Annotated in this window: 26 protein-coding genes; 18 read left to right on the top strand and 8 right to left on the bottom strand. The window is 64.9% G+C overall.

All coding sequences use genetic code 11. The features are described from left to right. On the bottom strand, positions 1-792 hold a 792-nt coding region (locus AC5Y4H_RS13360; protein WP_499982355.1), incomplete at its 3' end, for an HpcH/HpaI aldolase family protein. 76 nt (positions 793-868) lie between these two features. On the opposite strand from AC5Y4H_RS13360, the gene AC5Y4H_RS13355 reads away from it, so the two are divergent. From AC5Y4H_RS13355 to AC5Y4H_RS13345, 3 genes are read left to right on the top strand one after another with little or no spacing between them, the layout of a single operon-like run. After that, the gene (locus AC5Y4H_RS13355; protein WP_499982353.1) at positions 869-2,014 is read left to right on the top strand and encodes an acetyl-CoA acetyltransferase; all 1,146 of its coding nucleotides are present in this window, start codon (positions 869-871) and stop codon (positions 2,012-2,014) included. Beyond that, complete coding sequence (locus AC5Y4H_RS13350; protein ID WP_499982352.1) at positions 2,014-2,442, top strand: Zn-ribbon domain-containing OB-fold protein; 429 nt, start codon at positions 2,014-2,016, stop codon at positions 2,440-2,442. Before AC5Y4H_RS13355 ends, AC5Y4H_RS13350 begins: the two co-directional genes overlap by 1 nt. A 2-nt stretch (positions 2,443-2,444) precedes the next feature. Beyond that, positions 2,445-3,749, top strand: a complete 1,305-nt coding sequence (locus AC5Y4H_RS13345) for an amidohydrolase family protein (RefSeq protein WP_499982350.1) — start codon at positions 2,445-2,447, stop codon at positions 3,747-3,749. A 3-nt stretch (positions 3,750-3,752) separates the two neighbouring features. Here AC5Y4H_RS13345 and AC5Y4H_RS13340 read toward each other — a convergent pair whose 3' ends face one another. After that, positions 3,753-5,321 carry a class I adenylate-forming enzyme family protein gene (locus AC5Y4H_RS13340; protein WP_499982349.1) on the bottom strand — a complete coding sequence of 523 codons (1,569 nt, stop codon included), beginning with the start codon at positions 5,319-5,321 and terminating at the stop codon, positions 3,753-3,755. A 56-nt stretch (positions 5,322-5,377) separates the two neighbouring features. Between AC5Y4H_RS13340 and AC5Y4H_RS13335 the strand changes: the two genes are divergently transcribed. After that, entirely contained in the window at positions 5,378-6,244 is an 867-nt protein-coding gene (locus tag AC5Y4H_RS13335) for an SDR family NAD(P)-dependent oxidoreductase (protein ID WP_499982346.1), read from the top strand. Between the two features lie 3 nt (positions 6,245-6,247). Here the strand turns inward: AC5Y4H_RS13335 and AC5Y4H_RS13330 are convergent, their stop codons facing one another. Further along, positions 6,248-7,072 carry an enoyl-CoA hydratase/isomerase family protein gene (locus AC5Y4H_RS13330; protein WP_499982344.1) on the bottom strand — a complete coding sequence of 275 codons (825 nt, stop codon included), beginning with the start codon at positions 7,070-7,072 and terminating at the stop codon, positions 6,248-6,250. 91 nt (positions 7,073-7,163) lie between these two features. Between AC5Y4H_RS13330 and AC5Y4H_RS13325 the strand changes: the two genes are divergently transcribed. The 11 genes from AC5Y4H_RS13325 (at position 7,164) to AC5Y4H_RS13275 (ending at position 17,702) form a co-directional block, all read left to right on the top strand. Then, a complete protein-coding gene (locus AC5Y4H_RS13325; protein ID WP_499982343.1) occupies positions 7,164-8,423 on the top strand; it encodes a hotdog family protein in 1,260 nt (419 codons plus the stop codon). Positions 8,424-8,431: 8 nt separating this feature from the next. Beyond that, positions 8,432-9,238, top strand: coding sequence for an enoyl-CoA hydratase/isomerase family protein (locus AC5Y4H_RS13320; protein WP_499982342.1), 807 nt, complete (start codon positions 8,432-8,434; stop codon positions 9,236-9,238). Between the two features lie 16 nt (positions 9,239-9,254). After that, entirely contained in the window at positions 9,255-10,502 is a 1,248-nt protein-coding gene (locus tag AC5Y4H_RS13315; protein WP_499982340.1) for an acyl-CoA dehydrogenase family protein, read from the top strand. Continuing rightward, positions 10,499-11,311: an enoyl-CoA hydratase/isomerase family protein gene (locus AC5Y4H_RS13310; protein ID WP_499982338.1), complete on the top strand. Its 813-nt coding sequence runs from the start codon at positions 10,499-10,501 to the stop codon at positions 11,309-11,311. Before AC5Y4H_RS13315 ends, AC5Y4H_RS13310 begins: the two co-directional genes overlap by 4 nt. Beyond that, positions 11,308-12,108, top strand: a complete 801-nt coding sequence (locus AC5Y4H_RS13305; RefSeq protein WP_499982336.1) for an enoyl-CoA hydratase/isomerase family protein — start codon at positions 11,308-11,310, stop codon at positions 12,106-12,108. The genes AC5Y4H_RS13310 and AC5Y4H_RS13305 overlap by 4 nt, the downstream gene beginning before the upstream one ends. Continuing rightward, the gene (locus AC5Y4H_RS13300; protein WP_499982335.1) at positions 12,105-13,556 is read left to right on the top strand and encodes a class I adenylate-forming enzyme family protein; all 1,452 of its coding nucleotides are present in this window, start codon (positions 12,105-12,107) and stop codon (positions 13,554-13,556) included. Before AC5Y4H_RS13305 ends, AC5Y4H_RS13300 begins: the two co-directional genes overlap by 4 nt. 426 nt (positions 13,557-13,982) lie before the next feature. Further along, positions 13,983-14,642 carry a hypothetical protein gene (locus AC5Y4H_RS13295; RefSeq protein WP_499982375.1) on the top strand — a complete coding sequence of 220 codons (660 nt, stop codon included), beginning with the start codon at positions 13,983-13,985 and terminating at the stop codon, positions 14,640-14,642. A gap of 96 nt (positions 14,643-14,738) precedes the next feature. Then, positions 14,739-15,101, top strand: coding sequence for a hypothetical protein (locus AC5Y4H_RS13290; protein ID WP_499982374.1), 363 nt, complete (start codon positions 14,739-14,741; stop codon positions 15,099-15,101). A gap of 5 nt (positions 15,102-15,106) precedes the next feature. Beyond that, complete coding sequence (locus AC5Y4H_RS13285; protein ID WP_499982333.1) at positions 15,107-15,697, top strand: SDR family oxidoreductase; 591 nt, start codon at positions 15,107-15,109, stop codon at positions 15,695-15,697. After that, positions 15,694-16,452, top strand: coding sequence for an SDR family NAD(P)-dependent oxidoreductase (locus AC5Y4H_RS13280; protein ID WP_499982331.1), 759 nt, complete (start codon positions 15,694-15,696; stop codon positions 16,450-16,452). Before AC5Y4H_RS13285 ends, AC5Y4H_RS13280 begins: the two co-directional genes overlap by 4 nt. A gap of 56 nt (positions 16,453-16,508) precedes the next feature. Continuing rightward, complete coding sequence (locus tag AC5Y4H_RS13275) at positions 16,509-17,702, top strand: amidohydrolase family protein (RefSeq protein ID WP_499982330.1); 1,194 nt, start codon at positions 16,509-16,511, stop codon at positions 17,700-17,702. A gap of 4 nt (positions 17,703-17,706) precedes the next feature. Here AC5Y4H_RS13275 and AC5Y4H_RS13270 read toward each other — a convergent pair whose 3' ends face one another. The 4 genes from AC5Y4H_RS13270 to AC5Y4H_RS13255 are packed head-to-tail and all read right to left on the bottom strand — an operon-like array spanning position 17,707 to position 22,610. Further along, entirely contained in the window at positions 17,707-19,245 is a 1,539-nt protein-coding gene (locus AC5Y4H_RS13270) for a class I adenylate-forming enzyme family protein (RefSeq protein WP_499982329.1), read from the bottom strand. Then, complete coding sequence (locus AC5Y4H_RS13265; RefSeq protein WP_499982327.1) at positions 19,245-20,444, bottom strand: acyl-CoA dehydrogenase family protein; 1,200 nt, start codon at positions 20,442-20,444, stop codon at positions 19,245-19,247. The genes AC5Y4H_RS13270 and AC5Y4H_RS13265 overlap by 1 nt, the downstream gene beginning before the upstream one ends. Continuing rightward, positions 20,441-21,406 carry an acyl-CoA dehydrogenase family protein gene (locus AC5Y4H_RS13260; RefSeq protein ID WP_499982326.1) on the bottom strand — a complete coding sequence of 322 codons (966 nt, stop codon included), beginning with the start codon at positions 21,404-21,406 and terminating at the stop codon, positions 20,441-20,443. The genes AC5Y4H_RS13265 and AC5Y4H_RS13260 overlap by 4 nt, the downstream gene beginning before the upstream one ends. A 7-nt stretch (positions 21,407-21,413) precedes the next feature. Then, positions 21,414-22,610: an amidohydrolase family protein gene (locus AC5Y4H_RS13255; RefSeq protein WP_499982325.1), complete on the bottom strand. Its 1,197-nt coding sequence runs from the start codon at positions 22,608-22,610 to the stop codon at positions 21,414-21,416. A gap of 116 nt (positions 22,611-22,726) precedes the next feature. On the opposite strand from AC5Y4H_RS13255, the gene AC5Y4H_RS13250 reads away from it, so the two are divergent. After that, positions 22,727-23,830 carry an acyl-CoA dehydrogenase family protein gene (locus AC5Y4H_RS13250; protein WP_499982324.1) on the top strand — a complete coding sequence of 368 codons (1,104 nt, stop codon included), beginning with the start codon at positions 22,727-22,729 and terminating at the stop codon, positions 23,828-23,830. Further along, positions 23,827-24,726: a TIGR03619 family F420-dependent LLM class oxidoreductase gene (locus AC5Y4H_RS13245; RefSeq protein WP_499982322.1), complete on the top strand. Its 900-nt coding sequence runs from the start codon at positions 23,827-23,829 to the stop codon at positions 24,724-24,726. The genes AC5Y4H_RS13250 and AC5Y4H_RS13245 overlap by 4 nt, the downstream gene beginning before the upstream one ends. Here AC5Y4H_RS13245 and AC5Y4H_RS13240 read toward each other — a convergent pair. Further along, entirely contained in the window at positions 24,716-25,153 is a 438-nt protein-coding gene (locus AC5Y4H_RS13240; protein WP_499982373.1) for a nuclear transport factor 2 family protein, read from the bottom strand. The genes AC5Y4H_RS13245 and AC5Y4H_RS13240 overlap by 11 nt on opposite strands. Before the next feature lie 61 nt (positions 25,154-25,214). Between AC5Y4H_RS13240 and AC5Y4H_RS13235 the strand changes: the two genes are divergently transcribed. Continuing rightward, the gene (locus tag AC5Y4H_RS13235; protein WP_499982321.1) at positions 25,215-25,844 is read left to right on the top strand and encodes a cysteine hydrolase family protein; all 630 of its coding nucleotides are present in this window, start codon (positions 25,215-25,217) and stop codon (positions 25,842-25,844) included. The last annotated feature ends 26 nt before the right edge of the window (positions 25,845-25,870 follow it).

The raw sequence follows: 25,870 nt of genomic DNA, 5'->3' as shown, positions 1-25,870 counted from the left end.
GGTACTACTTGTGCGGCGTCCGTCGAGCTCTCGCAATGCGTCTGCGCGGGCGGTCGCCGCCTCGGTCATCATCCCGATGTCCGTACCTGCCGAAATGAAACGCAGACCCAGATCTGTGAAGCGTTTCAGCAGGTCAACGGACTTAATGCCGGCTATTCCCAGCGCCACGCCGTGTGCACGACAAGCCGCCGCGACCGATTCTACTGCATGGCGGAAATGGTCATTCTCATAGTCGCCCTGGATGCCCATTTCGGCCGTCAGATCGCTGGGGCCGAGAAGGATCACGTCGATGCCCTCGACAGCCGCGATGGCGTCTGCGGCGTCGACCGCTTGGGGCGTCTCGATCATCACCGCGACCACCGTGCGATGCTCGAGGACAGCGGTGAGTTCGGCCGGTGACCTTGGCTGGTAACCGCTGACCGCATTGGGCCCGGAAATGGAGCGGTGTCCGATCGGAGGAAACCGCGCGGCATCGATGACAGCCGCTGCCTCTTCTTTCGAATTCACATGCGGCACAATGACTCCAGTTGCGCCGTTGTCGATGACACGGGCGATGACACTCGGATCATGAGACGGCACGCGGACCAACGCCGAGATGCCTGCGCCCAATGCGCTCGCACAAAGCATCGCCGCCGTCTCCAGTGATGTGGAAGTGTGCTCGAGGTCGACGTATACCGCGTCGTATCCGCATGCTGCTGCGATCGCGGGGACATCGGGAGTGCGAGCGCTCATCAGCGCCAGACACAGCACCAGCTCGTCGCCGCGCAATGCCTCGCGCAGTGGTTTACGCACACACTCACGGTAGCCCACTGAGAACGTTCATTCCACCAAGTCGTTAACGGCATTATCGATGTGGTAACCATTACGTATGCCAGCGAACCGGGTCGCTATCGTGGGCGCCGGCCTGTCGGATTGTGGACGGGTGCCGGACAAGACCGCGCTGGCGCTGATGGCCCAGTCCGCCCGCCGCGCCATTGCCGACGCCGGCCTGACGAAGGATGACGTCGACGGTTTCGGCGCTCACGGGACCCTGCTGCCACCCGTCGAGGTGAGCGAATACCTCGGCCTGCGACCGTCCTGGGTCGACGCGACCAACGTCGGCGGATCGTCCTGGGAGGTAATGGCGGGACACGCCGCCGACGCCATCGCCGCCGGCGCGATCGACGTGGCACTGCTGACGTACGGATCAACGGCACGCTCCGACGTCAAGCGCCGCGTACGCGCATCAGCGGCGGCGATGGGCACCGGCGGCGCCATGCAATACGAGGCGCCATACGGCGCCACCCTGATCGCAAAGTATGCGATGGCCGCCAGGCGCCACATGATCGAATACGGCACCACCGCAGAACAATTGGCCGAAGTCTCGGTCGCGGCCCACGAGTGGGCGGCGATGAACGACAACGCATTCGAGCGAGACCGGATAACCGCCGCCGAGGTCGCCGCGGCACCGATGCTCGCCGATCCTTTCACCTCCAAGCACGTGTGTCTGCGCACCGACGGCGGCGGCGCGGTAGTCCTGGCCAGCGAGCGAGTAGCGAAGAATTGCGCCAAGGAGCCCATCTGGATTCTCGGCGCCGCCGACTCGACATCGCATGTCAGCATGAGCGAGTGGGCCGACTTCACCACGTCGCCCGCCGCCCTGTCCGGCCCCCGCGCGTTCGCGCAAGCCGGCGTCGGGCCCGCCGACATCGATGTGTGTCAGCTCTATGACTCATTCACCTCCACCGTGCTGCTCACGGTGGAGGATCTGGGTTTCTGCGCGAAGGGCGAGGGCGGCCCGTTCATCGCAACAGGTGCGCTGCGTCCGGACGGGGCGTTACCGACCAACACCGACGGCGGCGGTCTGGCCTCTTGCCATCCCGGCATGCGGGGAATGTTCCTGATGGTCGAAGCGACCAGGCAGCTGCGCGGCGAATGCGGGCCCAGACAGGTTGACGACGCGCGTCTGGCGTGCGTGCATGCGATGGGAGGCTTTTTCACCCACAGCGCCACGATGATCCTCGGGAGGCAGTGATGGATGTGCCGGTGGCCGCGAACCGGCCAACCATCGACTCCGACAGCGAATCGTGGTGGCAGGCCATCCAGGATCGCCGACTGATGATCAACACGTGCGCCGGGTGCGGCCAGAACTCGCTCTACGCGCGTCCGATGTGCCCGCACTGCTGGAGCGAGGACGTCGCGCTGGCGCCGGCGTCCGGGCGGGCACGGCTCTACACGTGGACCGTGGTGCACCAGAATGCGGCACCCTTCGATACGTGCACACCGTATGTGGTGGCAATGGTGGATCTCGACGAGGGTCCCCGACTGATGACGGTTCTGGAAGACTGCCCGGCCGAAAGCCTCTGTGCAGACATGGAACTCACCATCGCCTTTCGCGATGACGATGACGGCTTTGTTGTCCCGGTTTTCCGGCCGGTCGCAGCAGATGTTGGGAAGGAATAGGAATGAACAAAGAAGACATGATCCTGGTCAGCGTCGATGACCACATCGTCGAGCCACCCGACATGTTCAACAACCATCTGCCTCAGAAGTATCTAGCCGAGGCGCCGCGGTTGGTGCACAATCCCGATGGCTCAGACACCTGGCAATTCCGCGACGTGGTGATCCCCAACGTGGCGCTCAACGCCGTGGCGGGCAGGCCCAAAGAGGAATACGGAATCGAACCGCAGGGTCTCGATGAGATTCGGCCCGGCTGCTGGCAAGTCGACGAGCGCATCAAAGATATGAACGCCGGCGGCATCCTCGGCTCGATCTGCTTCCCGTCGTTCCCCGGATTCGCCGGCCGGCTGTTCGTCACCGAGGATCCCGAATTCAGCCTGGCCCTCCTTCAGGCATATAACGACTGGCACGTCGAGGAGTGGTGCGCGGCCTACCCGGCTCGCTTCATTCCGATGACGCTGCCCGTGATTTGGGACGCCGAACAGTGCGCCAAAGAGATCCGCCGCAACGCCGAACGCGGCGTGCACGCACTGACATTCACCGAAAACCCGGCGGCGATGGGGTATCCGAGCTTCCACGACGACTACTGGACACCGATGTGGGAAGCGCTGGTCGACACCGACACCGTGATGAACGTCCACATCGGGTCATCCGGGAAGTTGGCGATCACCGCCCCGGATGCGCCGATGGATGTGATGATCACGTTGCAGCCGATGAACATCGTGCAGGCCGCGGCGGATCTGTTGTGGTCCAAGCCGATCAAGAAGTACAAGGACCTCAAGATCGCGTTGTCGGAGGGCGGGACGGGCTGGATTCCCTACTTCCTCGAGCGTGCCGACCGCACCTACGAGATGCACTCCACATGGACCGGTCAAGACTTCGGCAAGCAGAAGCCATCCGAGGTCTTCCGCGACCACTTCCTGACCTGTTTCATCTCCGACCACACCGGAGTGGCGCTGCGCAACGAGATAGGCATTGACAACATCTGCTGGGAAGCCGATTACCCGCATAGCGACAGCATGTGGCCCGGTGCCCCCGAGCAGCTGCACGAGGTGCTCCAGGAGTACAAAGTGCCCGATGAAGAGGTCAACAAGATTACCTACCAGAACGCGATGCGCTGGTATCACTGGGATCCGTTCACCTCTCACATCTCCAAGGAGCAGGCCACCGTCGGCGCCCTGCGTAAGGCCGCCGAAGGGCACGACGTCTCCATCCAGGCGCTGTCCAAGCACGACCACGGCAAGGGCTCCGGTTGGCAGGATCAGCTGGGCAAGCTGACCATGAATACGACTGGCAAATCAGAGGACTGACGCTCAACCCGTTGCAACGAGACGGTCGGCAAGCGCCCGCGGCCGCCCCGCCGAGCGCGCAGCGAGCTTGTTGCGCTCGACCTTGCCGTTGTCATTGACCGGCAGCGGCTCGTTCCAGAAGACCAGTTCCTCGGGCAACTTGTATTTGGGCACTCCCGCCGAGATGAGCGCGTCGGTGACCTTCGCGAGTGACATGTCGACACCCGTGTCGAGCACCATGGCAACGGCCAGTCGTTCGCCTGTCGTGGCGTCGGCCACCGAGTAGGCCGCGCACTCGCGCACCCCGTCGATCCTGGCGACGGCCTCCTCCACCTCGACAGCCGCGATCTTCAGTCCGTTGCGAATGATGATGTCTTTCAGGCGCCCGACGATGCGCACCCGGCCTTGCGAGATTTCGGCCACGTCGCCGGTGCGAAACCAGTCCCCGTCGAACGCCTGCGCGTCATCAGCGGCGTCGGTGTATCCGAGGAACGTATGCGGCCCCCGTATGCAGCACTCGGTCGGATCCGCTGCGGATCCGGCTTTCACCTCGACATCCTCCAACGCGACACCGTCGTCGGCGTGACGCACGCCCGCGGACTCCGACCGCAGGCCCGATGTGCTCACCGGCGCTTCGGACGAACCGTAGGCGCGCATCACAATGATCCCGAAATCGTCTTCGATGCGCGTGAGGATGTTGCGGTCCAGCATGGTCCCGCCCAAGTAGACCGCTTGCAGCGGCACGTCCAGCCCACGCGCCACCGCCTCGTCGAGCAGCCTGTCCAGCAAGCGATCGGGTCCGCCGTACCAAGTCGCGCCCGACGAGACCAGCAGCTCACAGGTTTCGGCGGCATCCCAGTTGTCCTCGAGGATGACGGGCGCGTAGAGCATCGGCGCGATGACCAACGCCTGCAGCACTCCGGTCACCGACGCGAGCGGACTGATGAGAAAAATCCGGTCTGCCGGTCCGAGTCCGGCCGCCGCGATGTAATTGGACGACGCCTTCATCAGCGTGCTCTGCGAGTGAATGACTCCCTTGGGCGCCGAGGTGGTTCCCGACGTGTAGAGCACGAGGCAGGGTTCGTCGGCCGCACGCTGGGATCGGTACGCAGTCTGCGGTGCGGAATCGGCGTCCAAAGCAATCCACACCAATTGCGCGGACACCCCTTTCAGCGGGGCCGCAGGCCAATTCGGTGCGACCCCGAACTCAGCTCCCGTGCGCGCGATGATGTCGGCCACCTGCGCCTCGCCGGCGCTGCGAGGGACCAGCAGGACCACGGCATTGAGGCGCATCGTCGCATGGACGGCAACCACTGAATCCACGTCGTTACCCACGACCACAACGGTCGGTGTCGACGCGCCGACGCCCGAAGCCGCCAAGGCGTCACAAGCCGCATCGATGCGCGCGTCGAGTTCGGCATAGCTGAGCTCCGCCCCCCGGGCGCACAGAGCCACCTTCTCCGGATGTAGCGCCGCGGCGGCACGAACGACGTCGGCGGGCTGGCCCGACCAGAACCCCGCCTCGCGGTATCGGTCCCGCAATGTCGCGGCGCGCCGCTGCGCACACTGCAACAGCGCCGGCGCGCCGCTCATGGATGCCCTCCGATGCAAATGATGGTTCTCATTAGGAGTAAATGTAACCTCTCACCATGCCGTCAATGAATTTCGCTAATCAGGTCGCCATCGTCACCGGTGCGGGTGGTGGCCTCGGCCGCTGTCACGCCCTCGAACTCGCCCGCCGGGGCGCGCGCGTGGTGGTCAACGACCTGGGCAGCGCGGTGGACGGCACCGGTGCATCAATATCGGCCGCGCAGGCAGTAGTTGACGAGATCACGTCGGCGGGCGGCACGGCGATCGCCAACGGCGACTCGGTCGCTACCGAGGAGGGCGGCGCGGCCATCGTGGCGGCGGCCATGGACGCATTCGGACAGGTCGACATCCTCATCAACAACGCGGGAATCCTGCGTGACGCGGCATTCAAGAACATGACCGCCGAGCAGGTGGATGCGGTCATTTCCGTGCACCTGTCCGGGGCGTTCCACGTCACCCGCGCCGTATGGCCGGTCATGCGCGAGCGAAACTATGGCCGGATAGTCCAAACGACCTCGGGTACCGGCTTGTTCGGAAACTTCGGGCAGGCCAATTACGGCGCGGCCAAGATGGGGCTCGTCGGCATGATGCACGTGCTCGCCATCGAAGGAGCACGAAACGGCATCGCCATCAACGCGGTCGCCCCCATCGCAAGGACGCGCATGACCGAGACCATCATGGGCGAAGCCGGTAAGGCGATGGACCCTGAGTTGGTGACTCCGGTCGTGGTTTACCTGTCGCATCGCGACTGCGACCGCACTGCCCACATTTATTCGGTGGGAGCGGGCAAGGTGTCACGGGTATTCATCGGCGTGACCAAAGGGATCGAGAACACCTCGCTCACAGTGGAATCCGTCGCTGATGCGATCGACGAGATCGATGACGCCGCGACGTTCACGATCCGCGGTGGGCCGGCGAAGGAGTGAGGGTCAGCGGCCCAAGAATCGCGGTTCGCGGCGCTCCGCGAACGACCGCAGGCCCTCCTGAAGATCGGTGGTGCGCGACACCGCCTCCTGTGCCCACGCCTCCTGCTGGAAAGCTCGATCACGACCGGACTCCGAGGACACCGAGAGCAGGCGCTTGGTGTGCCCGAGCATCACCGTCGGGCCGGCGGCAAGCCGGCTGACCAGCTTCTCTGCCTCCGCGCCCGTAACGTCCGGTGCGGCCACGCGGTTGACCAGTCCCAGCCGCTCACAGGTGGCGGCGTCGACGGGTTCGCCGAGCATCAGCAGCTCGGTGGCCTTACGCAGCCCCACGATCCTCGTCAGCAGGTGAATGGCGCCGGAATCAGGCAGCACCCCGCGATGCACGAACGCCGCGACAAGCTTTGCCTGCGTGGACATGACGACGAGATCGCAGGCGAGCACCAGGCTGATTCCTGCACCGGCCGCGGTACCCGTCACCGCAGCGACCACCGGCTTATCGCAGTCGAGGATCGATGCGACCAACCTCTGCCAGCCGTTCTGCAGCATGCGAGCAACATCCCCTGACCGCTTCTCGGCAACCGGGGCCTGGGGCGCTGATCCAGCGGGCAACCCGGCCCCCGCGCAGAAGTGCCGCTGCCCAGTCGCGCCCAGCAACACCGCGCGCACCGCTGGGTCGTCGCCAGCGCGTTGAAAAGCCTCCGTCAGCGCGTCACGAGCCAACGGTGACAACGAATTTCCCACATCGGGGCGGTCGATGGTGATGCGGCAAATACCGTCTGCACCAACGGCCTCCAGGATCCCTGGCTGCTCCTCGCTCAACTCACTCACCCCTGCCGTTAACGGCGTTTCCGCTTTTCGGGTATCTTAATTTCCACAGTTGTCCGGGCCACGATATTCGCCAGAATCCAGGAGGCGCGCCATGACCCGCTCCTCTCAACTGGGCCACATCACCGATGAGGGGCTGGCCAGGTTGCGTGGCACCATCGGCATCGCCGTTCCGCACACTCAGCCACCGCACTACGTCCGCCCCAACGAGGACACTTTCCGCCACGTCGCCGAAGCCTACGGTGACGCCAATCCCATGTGGACCGATCCGGACTACGCCGCAAAGTCGGTGTGGGGTGAATCGATCGCGCCGCCGGCACTGGTCGGTGGTGACACGTTGATAGGCGAAGACGAAGTCACCGAGCTCTCGGAGAAGGATCGGGCCCTGACCAAGGGCGACCCGCTGCGCGGGGTGCATGCGTTTTACGCGTCGTCCGCACGAGAGTGGTGGGCTCCGCTGCGGGCCAACCACCGGGTATTCAGGCGCAACGCGCTCGTCGCCGCGCTCGACAAAAGCAGTGAGTTCGCCGGTCGGGCGATTCACGAGTGGTCGGCGCAAGTCTTCCGGGACGACGAGGGCACCATTCTCGGCGGCCAGTACCGCAACATGATCCGCACCGAGCGCAGCAAGGCTCGCGGCCGCAAGAAATACGAGTCGATCGAACTCAAGACCTGGACACCCGAGGAGATCGCCGAGATCGACGAACGCTACGCGCGGGAATCCCCGCGTGGTGCTGAACCGCGGTGGTGGGAAGACGTCAACGAGGGCGATGCGATCGGCACGTTGACCAAGGGACCGCTCACCGTCACCGACATGGTCTGCTGGCATGTCGGCATGGGCACCGGTATGTACGGGGTGCGTCCCCTGCGGTTGGCGTGGCGCAACCGGCAACGCATTCCCCGCTTCTACACCCCGAACGACCACGGCGTCCCCGATGCGCAGCAGCGCGTGCACTGGGAACCGGACGCGGCCCGAAATGCCGGCAACCCCACCACTTTCGATTACGGCCGAATGCGTGAGACGTGGTTGATCCATTTGTGTACGGACTGGATGGGGGACGACGCCTGGCTGTGGAAGCTGGACTGTGAGTTCCGGTTGTTCAACTACGTGGGTGATCTGCACACAATCACCGGCACCGTGACGCGAAGGTACCTTGCCGAAGGCGAGCGCCCCGCGGTCGATGTCGAACTCGCGGCGACCAACCATCGCAACGAGATCACCACACCGGGACACGCGACCATCCTGTTACCCAGCCGGGACCGCGGCCCGGTCCGGCTGCCGGATCCGCCCGGCGGAGCGACGAACCTGACGGATCTGCTCGCCGCCGTATCGGCTGAATTCGCAGAACGGTGACAGCTGCCGTGACATATGCGAGCGTTCCCGGGCTTCGGGCCGAGCAGCAAGGCCCGGTTCTGTGCCTCACCCTGGACCGTGCCGAGCGCCGCAACGCCGTCAATGACACGATGCTCGACGCATTGATCGAGCACCTCGCCGCCGCAGGCGTCGACGAGGCGGTGCGTGTCATCCGCATCGACGCCGACGGACCGGACTTCTGCGCAGGTTCGGATCTCATTGCCAACAACGCGAAGTCGCAGCGCAAGCCGCGAGTGGGCAGTACTCAACGTCGGCTACCGAATAAGGCCAACCGGCTCATCCCGTTGATGCTGGAGACACAGGTGCCGATCGTCGCGGTGGTCCGCGGCTGGGCGGCCGGCTTGGGGTTCCACATCGCCTTGGCGTCCGACTTCTGCCTGACCGCCGACGACGCCCGGTTATGGGAACCGTTCATGGCCCGCGGCTTCACACCGGACAGCGGCGCCGCATGGTTGCTGCCTCGCGTAATCGGGATGGTGCGGACCAGACAGCTACTGATGCTCGGCGAGGAGATCTCCGGGGCCACCGCGGCCGACTGGGGCATCATCCACCGCGCTTACGCACCCGAGCAATTGGCCTCTGCCGCAGAGGAGCTTGTCGCCAAACTCGGTGAGGCGCCCACGGTTGCCCTCGGGCTCACCAAGTGGCTGCTGCACAGCGGCAACGGACTCGATCTCGACCGCCACCTCCAGAACGAGGCCCTGGCGCTGGAATTATCCAGTCGCAGCGACGATTTCAAGGAGGGCCTGGCGGCCTTCCGTGACAAACGCGACGCGAAGTTCCAGGGCCGATGAAGGCCGCTGCGGGATCATGACCCGGTTGCCGATCACCCCCGACACCTCCGCAGCCGACGCCGTCGAGACGGTGCGGCAGTGGATCGCCGCCGAGGTGCCCGCGGCGTGGCGCTCGGCCGCCGCCGAGGGGCCCGCGGCCCTGCGGGCCGTCCGCGCCGCGGCCGACTACCGGGATTGGTATCCGGCATTCGCCGACTCGGGACTGGTCGCACCGACCTGGCTTCCGGAGCACGGTGGCCTCGGCGTCGGCAACGACATTGCACGTGCGATTGAGGCGGTTCTCGCCCCGCTCCGGCTCACCCGCCTGAATCCCTTGGGGCTCAACAACGCCGCGGCGGCATTGTTCAGTCACGGCACCGAGGAGCAGCGGCGGCGCTTCCTGCCGCCCATCGTCCGCAACCAAGAGAAGTGGTGTCAGCTCTTCAGCGAACCCGGCGCAGGTTCCGATCTCGCGTCGTTGGCAACCCGCGCGGTACGCGACGGCGATCACTGGGTGATCTCCGGACAGAAGGTGTGGACCACCTGGGCCGACGAGGCGGACTTCGCGATCCTGCTGGCGCGCACCGATCCGGACCGGCCCAAGCACCAGGGCATCACGTACTTCCTGCTCGACATGCACCAACCGGGCGTCGAAGTGCGACCGCTGCGCCAGATCACCGGCGAAGCGGAGTTCAACGAAGTCTTCCTCGTTGGCGCGCGGGTGCCCGACGAGCATCGGGTCGGGGAGATCAACGACGGCTGGCGAGTCAGCGCGTCGACCCTGTCCAGTGAGCGGCAGATGGTTTCCGGATCGGGATCCGGCGGCATGGGCCGCCTCGGTGGTTCCGGCGCTGAGCGCTTGATCTCCCTGGCCCGGGAAACCGGGCGTTGGGACGACCCCGTGGTGCGAGGCAAGATCATGCGACTGTGGGCGCAGGAGCAGATCCGCGGCTGGACCAATGCGCGTGTGCGTGCCGCACTTTCCGCCGGCCAGTCGCCCGGTGCGGCGTCCTCGATCGGCAAGGTGCATCAAGCCACGCTCAATCAGCAGATCCAGGACCTGATGGTCGATTTGCTGGGCACTGCTGCGGTGGCCTGGCCGGCCACCGGCGATCCTGACGCGTTGCCCCGGGAGGTGCAGGGCATGCTGCGCAGCCTGGCCAACGCAACCGAGGGCGGCACGACCGACATCAACAAAAACATCCTCGGCGAGCGCGTGCTCGGTCTGCCCAGGGAGCCGGATCCGTGGAAGGGTAAGCCCTGGAAGGAAATTCCACGCTCGTGACCGGCTACGAGCGGTTGATCGTCGAGAAGTCCGACGGCGTCGGCTGGCTGATCCTGAACCGGCCCGATGCCGGCAACGCGTTCGATGCGTTGATGCTCGACGAACTCGAGGCCGCGTGGGCCGAGTTGGATGCAGACCGCGACGTGTATGTGATCGTCAATGCCGCCAACGGCAAGGCGTTCTGCACCGGTATGGACGTCGTGCAGGTGGCTCGCGACAAGGAGGCCATGCGCCGGCACTCCCGCCGGACAAGGGACGCCGAGCTGAAGATCTCGTCGTGGCACTGCGAGGTGTGGAAGCCGGTGATCGCGGCGGTCAACGGGGTGTGTGCGGGCGGGGGTCTGCACTTGGTCGCCGACGCCGACATCGTCGTCGCCGCCGCCGAGGCGACGTTCGTCGACCCGCATGTCTCGGTGGGGCAGGCCGTCGCATACGAGGCAATCACACTGCTGCGTAAGTCTCCGATAGAGGCGATCACCCGAATGACGTTGAGCGGTAGGGGCGAGCGCATCTCGGCGCAACGGGCATACGAATTGGGCATCGTCTCGGATGTCGTGCCCGCCGATCAGCTTCGGGCGACCGCCGGCCGGCTGGCCGCCGCTGTCGCAACCAACTCCCCCACCGCGATGCGCGCCACCAAGAAGGCATTGTGGCATTCCCTCGAAGTCGGCCTGTCCGCAGCCAAACGCGCCGCCAGCGAGGAGATTTGGCGGTTGCGCAATCACCCCGACCATGCCGAGGGCGTACGCGCCTGGCGCGACAAGCGATCCGCGCGCTGGCAGCCGCTCGACCCCGCGGAGGTTTCGTGACCTATCAAAGGTTGATCGTCGAGCGGCGCGGCCCGGTCGGCTGGATCATCAACAATCGGCCCGAACGACTCAACGCGTACGACGCGACGATGCGCGCGGAGTTCCCAACGGCGTGGGCGGAATTGGATGCGGATCCCGGTGTGCGGGTCATCGTGCACACCGGCAACGGCAGGGCCTTTCAGGTGGGCGCCGACGTCGAGGACCTGGACGGTGAGGCGGTGCAGCAATTCCAGGAGTCGATGCGCACGCTCGACCTGAAGTTGACGGGCTGGCATTGCAACGTGGGAAAGCCCGTCATCACCGCCGTCAACGGGGTGTGCGCGGGCGGCGGACTGCATTGGGTCGCCGACGCCGACATCGTCATCGCTTCGTCCGACGCGACCTTCGTTGACCCGCACGTCTCCATCGGCCAGGTCAGCGCTTTGGAGACAATCGCCCTGATGCGAAAGATGCCCGCCGAGGCGGTGTTGAGGATGGCGCTCGTCGGCAGCCACGAACGTCTGACTGCCCAGCGCGCGTACGAGCTCGGCATGATCAGCCAGATCGTCGACCCGCCCGACAAGCTGCGCGACGTCGCACAGGAGCTGGCCGAGCGGATCGCGTTGAACTCGCCCGCCGCGATGCGGGCGACCAAGCGCGCGCTGTGGGGCGCGCTCGAATACGGCTTGACGGATGCATGCCGAGCTGGCGCCCAGCACCTGACGTCGATGTGGGGCCATCCCGACCAGAGCGAGGGACCGCAGGCGTTCGCCGACAAGCGCACGCCCGTTTGGCAACCGCTGGAGGCGGACTCGTGAGTCTGGCCGAACTGCTGGCCGACCTGCCCGACACGGCCGTGCACACGCTGACCGTCGACGTCTCGCGCGACGACCTGATGGCGAGCGCGGACGACCTGGCCGCGTTACTGGCCGCAGCCGGCTTGGTGACCGGACAAGTGGTCGCGGCGATGCTGCCCAATGACGCCGGCACGGTGGCCGCGCTGTTCGGAACATGGTGTGCCGGTGGGGTTTACACGCCGCTCAACCCCCGGGCCGCCGATGCGGAGTTGGCGTCGCAGCTCGCAATGTTGCGGCCAGTCGCAATAATCACCACTCCTGAGCTGGCCCACCGGTTCTCGGAATACACGTTGCCCGTGGTGGCCGGATCGCACTTGGTGTGGTCGCTCTCGCGATCGTCCGCACAGCCGCACGAACCTCGGCAATACGACGCGGATGTGGCGCTGCTGCAGTTCACGTCGGGAACCACCGGGCCACCAAAGCCGGTGCCGCTGCGTCATGCGACCGTGCTCGACCTGATCGACCGGCTGTTGGTCAAGCTCCGCGGCACAAAACCGGCGGCGGCCCAAGCGAACCGGACACCGATGCCGAACCTCGTTCCGCTCTCGCTGTCCTTATGGGCCGGCATCTACCAGGTGCTGTTCGCCTTTCGGGCGGGCTCGGGGGTCGTGCTGATGGACAAGTTCTCACCCGCCGAGTTTGCCGCGCTGGTCAAGCGGCACCGGTTGCGCTCCACTGTTTTGCCCCCCGCGGCCTTGACGATGGTCCTGCACGACGAGTCGGTCACCGACCTGGCGCCGCTGAAGATCGTGCGATCGATCACCGCTCCCCTTTCCCCCGTGCAAGCAGGCCGGTTCCGGGACAAGTTCGGCGTGATCGTGCTCAACTCCTACGGCCAAACCGAACTCGGTGGCGAAGTCGTCGGATGGTCGGCCGCCGACGCACGGGAATGGGGCGAGACCAAGCTGGGCTCGGTCGGACGCCCGCTGCCCGGCATTGATGTCACGATCGCCGACGACGAGGTGATGGTCCGCACGCCGACGACGGCGGCTCGCAAGATCGACCCGGCCTTCCTCGACAGGCTCACCGATGACGGCTGGTTTCACACCGGCGACCTCGGCTGGTTCGACGACGAGGGGTTCCTGTGGCTGGACGGCCGAGTGTCGGACATGATCAACCGCGGTGGACTGAAAGTCTTCCCGGGCACCGTGGAGGACGTACTCCTGGCCGCCGAGGGTGTACGCGAAGCGGCCGTGGTGGGGATTCCCGATGAGCGCCTCGGCGAGGTGCCCTGGGCGTTCGTCGCCTGTCACGCCCGCGAACTGTCCGAAGACGACCTACTCGCCTGGTGCCGCGAGCGCCTGACGCCCTACCGCGTACCCGTGCGCGTCGTGTTCGTTGAGGAGCTGCCGCGCAACGATGTCGGCAAAGTCGTGAAACGCGAGCTGGCCGCCATGGCCAGAGCCTGAGCTTTCCGTCGGCCCGGCCCCTGGGCATCGATGTTGGAAACGTCTACTCTCATTTCAGAGAGTGATGTTATCCTGCAGCGTAAACTCACATTTTTGCGCTTAAGCCATGGAGGTCGGATCGTGTGGCAAGAACTAGTCCGGCTGGCCGTGACGTGGGTGGTGATGTGCGGGCTGGTGGCCTTCTTCTACTGGATGCTTGGCAACATCGGCACGTTCTGAGGGACCACAAGGCTTTTCAGCAAATTCAGCGAGGAGATCGCATGCACGACCAAGACCGCCGGCGTAAGCGGGGGCTCATCGCATTTCAGGTCTTTGTTTACGGAATGTTGATCGCGATGTTTGCGATTCAGCTGCAGATGTATCTCACCAGGCACTGGTAGCGACATGAGCTTTCCGACCACGGCAGCCGCCGGCGGCCCGCTCAGCATGGGCGAACACGAACAGCAAAGCCGAGCGATACAGCGGCGCGCCGACCGATGGCTCATCGCCGGAACGGGCCTGATGGGCACGCTCGTGCTCGGCATCGTCGGGCTCCCCATCTTCTGTCGCGGCCTTTACCTGCTGCGGAAGGCCCAACGCGGGGGTCTGTCCGTACGTCCGACGATGGTCACCCTGATCGGCTTCGTGATCATCCTGGATGCTGCGCTCAACAGCATCGGTTGGGCGTTGGACTTGTTCGCCAACCATGCCCTGATCACCCGCACCGTGTTCACCGCGTGGGGCAACCTGATCGACGCCGGTTACTTCTGGCATTACAACGAGTTATGGATCGGCGGTGCCGGCGCACCGGGCGAGAAGGCGTGGGTCATGGTCTGCGTTCTCATCGCATTCCCCATGCGCATTGCCGCCGCGATCGCCTTCCTCCAGATGAAGCGATGGGGTCATCAATGGCTGATCGTGACCTGCTGGTTCGGGATCATCGTGTGGATGGGCTACATCTTCAACATGACGATGTACGCCGATGTCCGCTATACCGCAGTAGGTTTCCCGGTGATCGGGTGGTGGGCGTTCAACATCTTCTACATCACGCCGTTCCTCGCCATTCCGTACCTGCACACCGTCAATCGGGAAATCTTCTCCGACTAGCCGAGCCGAGAAAGGGCTATCGTGTCTGATTCCACTACCCAGACTGAGGATTCGGCCGATTCGCTGCCGATCGGCACCACTTCGACGTGGGCACGAATGCATAAATGGCTCAAGCGGGCGCTGTATATCTGCCTCTTCGGGTTGGTCATCGAGGGGTCGCTGACAGTCCCGGTGATGGCTGTCTGGTACGGCTGGCCTACGCTGTCACTCACCGAAATTTGCAGCGAACTGATGAAGGTGCGCTTTTCCAACGATGCGCTGGAGTGCCAGCAACCCTACCCGCTCGGCGGGCCGCCATTCGGCGGTGCACCGGAGGCAGCCGGTCAGCGAACGGCGAAGGACGACTGGGGTATTCAGCCCAAGCCGCGCTATGAGCGTATCGGCTTCAGAGAGTTGGTCAGGATTCATCAAGAACGTATTGCACGCCAATCGGCGGCCAGCGCGCCGCCGAATCATTGACATCGATGAGTACCGCAGTCCTGGGCTCTGACGACGTTGTCTCGAGCGCCGTCGCCAGCAGCCTCGGTTCTGCTGTTCAGCCGCTTGACGCCTCCCTGCCCGACGGCCTGGACGGTGTCGTCATCGTCGCAGGTAGCGGTGCACGACCGACACCTCTGACGTCCCTTGACGAATTCGAGTGGTGTCGACTCGCAGAACAGCCGATGCGACATATCCTGACGGCTCTCCAACGCTCGCACGCGTCGATGTGCGGCCGCGGCGGCCGGATCGTCCTTATCGTGCCGACCATCGGACTGAGCGGAGCGGTAGATCTCGTGCCGTACACCACGGCGATCGAGGGCATGCGAGCGATGGCCAAGTCCGCAGCCCGCCAGTGGGCCCCGCTGATCGTCGTCAACATGATCGCGGTTCCCGCGCACTTATTCGCGCCGACGCTGAGCGGTACCACGTCTCATCTGACAGCCCCCGCGGTCAGTGACGAGCACGCGCTTATCGAGACAGTCGTCGAGACAACGAGATTCCTGCTGAGCGATGCGGTCACCCATCTCGTCGGCGCGACGATCGTCGCCGACGGCGGCTCGGTGATGTCGCCGTGAGCCTCGACGGGTTGACGGTGCTTGTCACGGGAGCGGGCAGCGGAGTCGGTAGGGGCATCGCGCTCGCGTCCGCGGGCGACGGAGCCCACGTACTTGTTGCCACACGGTCCGAGACCGGACAGGCAGTGGCAGAAGAGATCACCGCTCGAAGGCAGTTGGCGACCTGGGTTCGCTGCGACGTCACCCTGTCAGATTCCGTCGCTGATGCCGTCACGCAGGCGATTCACACCACCGGACGGCTTGATGCGGTTGTGCACAACGCGACGAGTAACTCATCGAGCCAGCCGCGCCAGCTTGTTCAGGTCGACGATGGCCTCTGGGACGACCACTATTCGGTGTCGGTCGGCGGGGCCTTCCATTGCGCGTCGGCAGCGTTCGAATCTCTCCGCGCCCGAGGAGGATCACTGGTGGTCATGACCTCGCCGGCGGGTATGGAGGGCAGCGCGACGCTGCCGCTCTACGCCACGATGAAAGGCGCGCTGCGCGGCTTCGCCAAGAGCCTGGCGCGCGAGTGGGCCCCGCACGCCATCACGGTGAACGCAGTCTCACCGCTTGCGTATTCGCCGGCAATGACCGCCGCGATCGAGGCCGAACCCGCGATGGAGGAGAGGTTGTCCCGCAGAATCCCGCTGGGACGCATCGGCGATCCGGAGCACGATATCGGGTCGGCCGTGGCGTTCCTGATCGGCCCCGACGCCCGCTACATCACCGGCCAGACGCTGGGCGTCGACGGCGGGCATTTCATGAACCTTTAGGCCCGGTAGCGGCCGTATACAGCCGTTTGCTATCTTGAGAATCAACATTCTCAGGCATGTTGGAGGCGCTGGTGACCGACGGAAAAGCATTCGAGGTCTGGGATGCCGATAACCACATGTACGAGACCATCGATGCCTACACGCGCTACCTGCCCGAAAAATATTCCGAGGCGCTGAAGTTCGTCGACGTGAACGGCCGCAAGAAGCTGCAGATTCTCGGCGTTGTCACCGAGTGCATCCCGAACCCGACGTACGAGGTGATCCCGACGCCGGGTGCGTGGGCCGACTATTACCGCGGCATCAATCCCGAGGGCAAGTCGCTGCGTGAGCTGGCCGAGCCCATCCGCTGCCCCGACGCTTTCCGGCGTCCGGACCTGCGGCTGGAGCTGATGGACTCCCAAGGCGTCGACGGCGCGGTGATGTTCCCGACCACGGCGGGCATGCTCGAGGAACGGACCAAGTCCGACACCGAACTGACCCACGCGGTGACGCATGCCTTCAACCGCTGGCTGCTCGACGACTGGACTTTCAATTACCAAAATCGCATCTTCCCCGTGCCCGCGATCTCGCTCAACGACCCGGCCGAAGGGGTCAAGGAGCTCGAGTGGTGCCTGGAGAAGGGAGCCAGGACCGTGCTGATCCGGCCCGCCCCGGTACCACGCGAAGACGGCACGTCCCGCTCGCCCGCGCTGCCCGAGTTCGACGACTTCTGGCGGCTCGTCGAGTCATCGGGAATCTCGGTGCAGATGCACAACTCGGACTCCGGCTACGACCGTTACGTCGACGACTGGGAAGGCGGCGACGAGTTCCAGGGATTTCAGCTCACCAAGCTTCGCGGGTTCATCTACGAAGAGAGCCGGCACATTTTCGACACGCTCGCGGCGTTCATCGCTCATGGGGTGTTCGAGCGCTTCCCCGGCCTGCGCATCGGTGTGGTCGAGAACGGCGGATCGTGGGCTCAGCGATTGATGGAGGTGTTCGATCGGGTTTACCGCAAGAAGCCCAAGGACTTCAGCGAACACCCCTGCGACGTCTTCCGTAGGCACGTTTGGGTCAACCCGTTCCATGAAGAGGACATGTCACACCTCATCGACGTGCTCGGCGCTGACCGGGTGATGTTCGGTTCGGACTTTCCGCATCCGGAGGGACTCGCCCACCCCGCGGATTTCGTCACGGAACTCGCGAACCTTCCCGCCGACACCACAGCACGGGTGATGGGCGGAAATTTGAAGCAGCTCATCGGTCTCTAAGACGTCACCCACCGAACCGCGCACGAAGTTCGTTCTTCAACACCTTGCCTGTGAGGTTTCGCGGCAGCGCTTCCACCACTTCGAGTCGCTCGGGGTATTTGTGTCGACTCAAACCTTTTGCCTGGCAGTGTCGCGCCAACGCGTCGAGTGTGAGATCACTTGCGGGTTGAGCGACGACGACAGCGCAAACCCGCTCTCCCGTACGAGGATCCGGGACGCCGATGACGGCGACGTCGGCGACTGTGGGATGCGTGGCCAGCACATCCTCGATTTCCAGCGCCGAGATGTTCTCGGCATTGCGGATGATCGCATCCTTGATGCGTCCGGTGATGGTGACGTTGCCCTCGTCGTCGATGCGCCCCCGGTCCCCGGTGCGGAACCAGCCGTCGTCGTCGAATGCGTCGGCGTCCAGCGAGCCGTCGACATATCCCAGAAAACACTGGGGTCCCTTGAGCCGAAGTTCACCTTCTTCGCCGACGCCGACCTCGCGCTCGTTGTCGTCGACGGCCCGCACCGACACTCCGGCGACCGGGCGCCCCACGGTCCGATCGAGGAGATCCGGGGCGGCCTCCGGCCGCTGCGACGTCGCGACCGGGAACTCGGTCAGGCCCCAGGAGTTGGCGACACCGTTGACCGAAAACGTCTCCCGCACTTGGCGTCCCAGCTCGGCGGTGATCGGTGCGCCACCGCCCACGCAGCCACGGAGGTCGGGATATAGCGGTTGTGTACCGTGCGCACGCTGCGCGGCCATGAACGCCACTAGGAACGGCGTCGCGGTGCCCAACAGCGTTGGTCGGTGTGCGGCGATTGCTTGCGGTGAGGTCGCCGGATCGAACGAGTCGAACAGCACCAAGCGCATGCCGGTGCGCAGGCTCGCCGCAAGCATGGCGGCACCACCGATGTGCGAGACCGGAAAAGCGATCGGGTTGACGTCACTGCTCGATGCCCCCACGATGCCGACCACCCCGGCAGAACCCGCGATGACCGAACGGTCGCAATGCCGAGCGCCTTTCGGCGCCGCCGTGGTACCCGAGGAGTAGTAGACCCAGCGGGGGTCCTCCGCGGATGCCGGCGGCGCGGGCAGCGCGGCCGGGTCGCCGGCAGGCAGGCGGAGCGCCTCGGTGATCGGCGCGTCGTGATCGATCACGAGGACGGACATGGGCCGTTGCTCCGCCAGTTCGCGGGCGAGCGCAGTGTGGTCGAAACCGCGCCAGTGACCGGGTACGGCCAGGACCTCGGTCGCGAGTTGGTCGGTCGCGAAGCGAACTTCGCGTTCGCGCCAAATGGGCAGGATGGGATTTTGCACGGCGCCCAATCGGGTGAGCGCCACCATCACCACCATCGTTTCCAACGTCGTCGGCAATTGCCATGACACCACGGTGCCCTCGCCTACTCCGGAACCCGACAGCGCCGCCGCCGTCCGCAACGCCTCGTCGCGAAGGGCTGCGCACGTGAGGCTGCGACCGAAGTCATCGGCGAGAACCACTCGGTCCGGATGTTCTTGCGCAACCGCGTCGACGAGACCCCAGTAAGTTTCGGACATCACCGGCTCGGCAATAAAAGCCGACGTTTGGCGAGGATGTTGCGCATCATCTCATTGCTTCCGCCGGAAATCGTATAAGCACGTGACCACAGCCAGCATTCTCGCAGACGCTGTTTCGCCAGCTCGACGCCCGGATCGGCGGCCACGGTGCACACCATGGCGGCGAGTTCGGTGCCGTAGGCCGAAACCCGGTGATACGTCTCGGAGAAGCTGAGCTTGGCGATCGAACCGTCGCCCGGTTGATCCGCACCGATGATGAGCCGTTCGACGTGATCGTCGATGAAGGACTTCGCCACCTCGACTTCGACGGCCAGCTCGGCGACCGCCTGCCGGATGTCATCGTGTTCGAGGGCCGGGGTGCCTTCAATGATCGCGTTGCGCGCCACCATCACCAGATCATCGATCAGCAGCTCGAGCAGGATGACGTTGCCGCCGATCCCGAAGCGTTCGAAGTCCAAGCCCGCCATGATGATTGACCAGCCCTGGCCGACCTCGCCGATCAGGCTTCTCGCGGGCACCGTCGCGCCGTCGAGAAAAACTTCGTTCACTTCGATCGCCTCGTTGATGGTCCGGATCGGACGAACCTCGACGCCGGGTGCCGACATTGGCACGGCGAACACCGAAAGGCCGTGGTGGCGCGATGAAGTCTGGTCGGTGCGGATAAGCGCTAGCCCCATGTCGGCCCAGTGCCCGTCAGTGATCCAGGTCTTCCGGCCGTCGATCACCCACGTGCCATCAGGTTGCTCGACGGCTTTGCTGCGGACGGCGGCGATATCGCTACCGGCATCGGGCTCGCTGAGCAACTGACACCATATGTGCTCGCTGCGGCGCATCGGCGGAAGCAGTTCGGCCTTCTGCTCGTCCGACCCGAAGTGCAGCAGCACATGGGCCGCAAGGTTGACCTGATCGATGGGCCGCGGAGCACGGGCACGCAGGAGCTCCTCGCTGAGGATGCGGTCGTGCAGCGGGTGGTGATCGGCGCGTCCGCCGTGCTCGACGGGCCAGTCTGCGCCGACGAAACCCGCGTCGAACAACGTGGCGAACCAGCCGCGCAATTGCGCTTCCTGCTCAGGGTTTTCCGGCGCACGGTGGCCTTCCCGCGCGTCGAATGGGGGTGCGTGTTCGGCGATATGCGCCCTGACACGATGTCTGAACTCGGTCAGCTGCGCTTCGCTGGGCCGGGTGGGTGCGGCGCTCACCAACCCGACCTCTCCGCGAGAAGCGCACGACTGGAGCGAGCTGTGCCGAGCAGATAGCCGTTCGTGAACACCCGGCGCAGCTCGTGGTGCAAGGGGTACTCCCAGGTGAATCCGATACCGCCCGAGAGCTGCATGCACTCGTCGACGGCAGCGGTTGCCTTCGCAGCGACGAATGCGTGCGCCGCGGCGGACAACGCGTTTGCGCCGTCCGAGATTTCGTCGGCCTTCATGGCACGGGCGGCCTTCATGATGACCGCGCGTGCCTTCGCCTCGAAGACCAACAGATCCACCAGCCGGTGTTGCACCGCTTGGAAACTCGCGATCGGCACACCGAAAGCGATGCGCTCCTTCAGATAGGCGACCAGCCGCTCGAATGTGGTCGCGAAGGCTCCCAGCGAATCCGCGCTGAGCAGAACCCTCGCGACCGCGAGCAACCGATCCGCTTGTTCGGGCCCACCGATCAGAACGCTCGCCGCCCCGGAGAGGTGGACGCGCCATGCCGCGCGGCTGACATCCAACACCTCGTCATCTCGGCTTCTCGGCATTGCGTCGGACATCTCAAACAGATGGATTCCGTTGCGCCCCACTGTGACCAAGATGTCAATGACATCGCCCCTCGCAACCCGGACCGTGTCACTTGCCAGCGCGCAGCCTGCCGTCGCGGTCCCGTCGAGCATCGCGGGCAACCATCGATCGCGCAGCTCGCCCGGTGCCGAGGCCAACGCCGCTGCAGACAGAACACAACCGAACCACGTCGAAGAGTTCAGTGCGCGGCCGAGCTCCTCGGCGATGACGGTCGTCTCCACAGGACGCCATCCGCTTCCGCCAAGGTTCTCCTCGACGAGCAGCCCGGTCCAATCCATGGCCGCGAGCTCTTTGACGGAATCCTGCGCGACCCGTCCGCTCAGGAAATCGCGCGCCGCTTCGCGCAACAGATCGAGGTCGACGTCGTCGTCTGCCATAGGGCGTCTAGCTCCGGCTGAGCAGCTGGACAGCGTTGTCGCGCATGATCCGCTTCTTGGCGGCGTCGTCGAGCGGGTCGAGCAACTTGACGAAGTCAGCGGGCTCGACCAGCCCTTCTGCATGCGGGTAGTCCGAACCCATCACGAGGCAGTCGTCGTAACCCAAACTGCTGACGATCGCGGGAGTGTCGTCCTCGGGATACGGCACCACCCGAACGTGCTGCCGAAAGATGGCGGACGGCTTTTCCGTCAGTTTCCCGCCGATCCACGGACCATTTCGGCCCATGCCGCGGCTCTTGTCCATGTGTTTGGTGAAGAACGGCACCCACTCCGCACCGTGCTCGGCGACAAGCACGTTCAACCCGGGAAATCGGCCGAACAGGTTGTCGAAGATCAGCGCCGAGAGGGTCTCCTCGATCGGGCGTTGGCCGTAGACGTTCATCCACTGCCAGGCCGACATATGCCACGACGCGGGATCTGCGCTGTGCCCCCACGCGGGCGAGATCGCGTCGAAGTACCAGAAGGGCATGATGTGGAACACCAGGACACAGCCGGCTTCCTGAAGTCGGGCGTAAATCGGATCAAAGTAGGGGTCGCCCGGAGATCTACCGTATGCCGGACCCGTCGGCAGCAGGACGAACTTCGCACCTTGCGCGATCAATGCGTCGGTTTCGGCGACGGCGGAGTCGAGGTCGCGAAGTGAAAGCAGCCCGGTCGCGTAGATGCGGTCCTGGTAGTTGAAGCCCCATTCCTCGTCGAACCACCGGTTGAACGACCGGAGATTCGCGTAGAGCGCCGGGGTGTCATCAACGTAGTGCTCGGCGGACAGCGCCATGCCGCTCGGATAGATGACCATCCGCTCGACGTTTTGCTTCTCCATCACCGCGAGCCGTGCTGAACGCTCGATGTACTCGGGCTGCATGGGCTGCGGCTCGTAGGACTCCTCCGGGTTGCCGGATCCCATCTGCCTCAGCATCTCTTTCAGCGATCCAGGGCGGTATGCGACGTCCAGACCCAGGCCCCCCTCGCTGTTGAAGGTTGCGACGCGATGGCCGGCGAGGATTACCTCGACCCCGTCGGCTCCGCGCACGGTGGTGATCGCCCGATCCTGGAACTCCTTGGGCAGGTAACGGGTAAACGCGTCGCGCGTCTCGTAGCAGTGCGTGTCGCAGTCGAAGATCCCGTAGTCGAGTTTCGTCGTCACCGCGCGGCTCCTTCATGCGAGAATGAGGATTCTCCTATTTCAGAAAAGATACTATCCTTTCCCGGCAATGCCTATGCCGGGTCGGGCCGGGCAGACCCACACCAAAGGAATCCGCGATGAGTGAAGCCGACGAACTGCGGCGGGCGGTGCGGGAGTTCCTGGCGGTCACCTCCCCGTCCGGCCGGGTACGCGACCTGATGTCAACCACCGAGGGATACGACGAATCGGTGTGGCATCAGATGGCCCGCGAACTGGGACTGCACGGCATCGCCGTCCCCGAAGAGTTCGGCGGGGCAGGTGCGACCTTGTCTGAACTCGCAGTCGTGTTCGAGGAGATGGGCGCCGCGCTGTTGTGTGCGCCGTTCTTCTCCACCGTCGCTCTCGCCACGCAAGCGATCCTCTGCAGCGGCGACACCGCCGCGATGGGTGACTACCTACCGGGCTTTGTCGACGGATCCACCACTGCGACGGTGATCCTCAACGGTCGCCTCGATGCGTGGGATCCGCAAGCCGTCACGTTGACGGCACGTGCCGACGGCACCGGTCATCGGATTCGGGGCGACGCGGAGCTCGTTCTCGACGGCCATACCGCCGATGTTGTTCTGGCCGCGGTGAATACGGGCGAGGGCACATCGCTGTTCGCGGTATCGGCGAATGCCGACGGACTCACTCGTGAACCGCTCGCCACGCTCGACCGCACGCGAAAGGTCGCTCACCTACAGTTCCACGACGTCCCCGCCCGGTTGATCGGAACCGATGGGGCCGCGGCCGTCGGCCTGGCCCGCACGTGCGACCTGGCGATCACGGCGCTGGCCGCCGAGCAGGTGGGCGCCGCCCAGCACTGCCTCGACATGGCCGTGGGCTACGCCAAGGAGCGAATCCAGTTCGGACGGCCTATCGGCAGCTTTCAGGCCATCAAGCACCGTTGTGCCGACATGCTGGTGCTCGTCGAGGGCGCCCGCTCGGCCGCCGTTCACGCTGCGGAATCCGCCGACTGCAGCGACCTGCCGATCGCTGCGTCAGTAGCGAAAATGACCTGTTCGGAAGCCTTTCTGCAAGTCGCCTTGGACAACATGCGAATCCACGGCGGCATCGGGTTTACCTGGGAACACGACGCCCACCTCTACGTTCGGCGCGCCAAGGCCACCGAGCTGATCTTCGGCAGCCCCGACCACCACGCCCAGCGCCTGGCAGCCCTGGCAATGAAAGGACGAACGTGACCATCTCGTACTCGCTCGAACTGCCCACCCACCGGGTGGACGCCGTATCCGAATTCGTCACCGCCGAAGCGATCTCCGAAATCGCGCGCGTCGGCGAGGCGACCGGATTCGCCGCCGTGCACGTCACCGACCACCCTGCCCCCGACGCGAAATGGCTCGACCATGGCGGGCACCACGCCCTGGACCCGTTCGTCGCCCTGTCGTTCGCGGCGGCCGCCACCACGGTCGTCAGGTTGCTCACCAACGTCTACATCGCCGCCTACCGCAACCCATTCCTGGGCGCGAAGTCGATCCAGAGCCTGGACGTCCTCTCCGGCGGCCGGCTGATACTCGGCACCGCCGCGGGTTACCTCAAACCCGAATTCAAGGCGCTGGGAATAGATTTCGAAAATCGCGGAGCGTTGCTGGACGAGGCGCTGGACGTGCTCAACAAGGTGCTTACCGGCGAGGACGTCGCTTACGAGGGCACCTCGTTTGCCGCGCGAGGCGTGCGACTGTATCCGGTGCCGGCGACGCCGCCACCGATCTGGGTTGGCGGCAACAGCAAGCCCGCGGTACGCCGTGCGGTTGCCCGCGCGCAGGGGTGGGCGCCGTTCAACACATTCGGCTACGCGACCGCGTCACGGACCGCTGAGATCTCGACGCTTGAGGAATTGGCGTCGGCCATCGCCTGGGCCAAGAAATACGCGGCCGAGATCGGCCGTACCGAACCGCTGGACATCTGTTTCTCGGCAGGCAACCTGCTCGATGACAGCAGGTCGACCGACGAACGGCACGCCACGATCGCACAGCTGGAAGCGATGGGCGTGACCTGGCTGACCATCGCACCCCGGGGCGCCACCCGGGCCGAATACATCGACCACGCGCACGGCTTCGCAAGGGAATTCATCGCATGAGGCTATCGGCTGCAAACCCGTCCACGTTGATGCGCCGATGCGCGAACAACCACCGGCCGTTCAGCGGCACGAGAACGTCGCGATAGCGTCCCCAATGGTCGAGGCCGACGTCGGTGTGGACGGCGAAATAGCTACTGACCTCAACCCGGTCTGTGGCAACGGGACCGAACCGAATGCTCGAAACGTGATGGCGCACATGAGTGGGCGGCTGCCTCGTCGGGTCGGGGTCGTTGGACATGGCAGCGCCGAGTCCCGCCTCGATCTCCGCAGGACCGGTGAGCGGGTGCGCTCCGCCGGTGAATTCGAGGACGCCGTCGGGTCCGAAGCAGGCGCCAAGGCCGCGCAGATCGAACCGGTCGGTGGCGGCCGTGTAGTCGGCGATCGTCTGGCGCACCGACTCGCGAACTTCGAGCTCCCATGCATCCATGTGGACTCCCTTGGGGACGTGACTGGAAATTGCGTTCTCGCACACGATAACGTCTATTCTCATGCCGCCACCTAGCCTGCTTGATCTGTTGACCCCCGCCACGACCGCCCTGGTCACCCAGGAATGTCAGGGCGGTGTAATCGGCACGCAGGCCGGTCTGCCCATGCTGGCCGAGGAAGCCAGCCGGGAGGCGATCCCGAACATCGCCCGGCTTCTCAACGCGGCCCGGGCGGCCGGTGTTTCGGTTGTGCACTGCCTTATGCAGAAGCGCCCAGACAACCGCGGGTCCAATAGCAATGCCAGGCTGTTCATGGCCGGGAAGTCGTTCGCCGCCGAGTTGACCCCGGGCAGCCCCGGCGGCTCGCTGCTGCCTGAGTTCGGTCCGGATCCAAGCGATCTGGTCCTCACCCGCACGCACGGCGTCGGACCGATGACGGGTACCGACCTTGACTCGGTGCTGCGCAACCTCGGAATCCAGACCATTGTGGGCGTGGGTGTCTCGGTCAACATCGCGATTCAGAACTTTGTGATGGACGCGGTCAATCGCAGCTATCAGTTCGTGCTTCCGCGCGACGCGGTATGTGGTTACCCACGCGAATACGCGGAATCGATCATCGACAACACGTTGGCGCTGCTGGCCACGGTGACCACTACCGAAGCAGTCGTGAAAGCGTGGCAAGAACTCGCCTGACCCCGCCCCGGATAGATGTTGATGAG

The organism is Mycobacterium sp. NGS58 (genome assembly GCF_059812385.1).
Note: the sequence above shows the minus strand (reverse complement) of the source record. Positions and strands in the feature narration are given on the sequence as shown.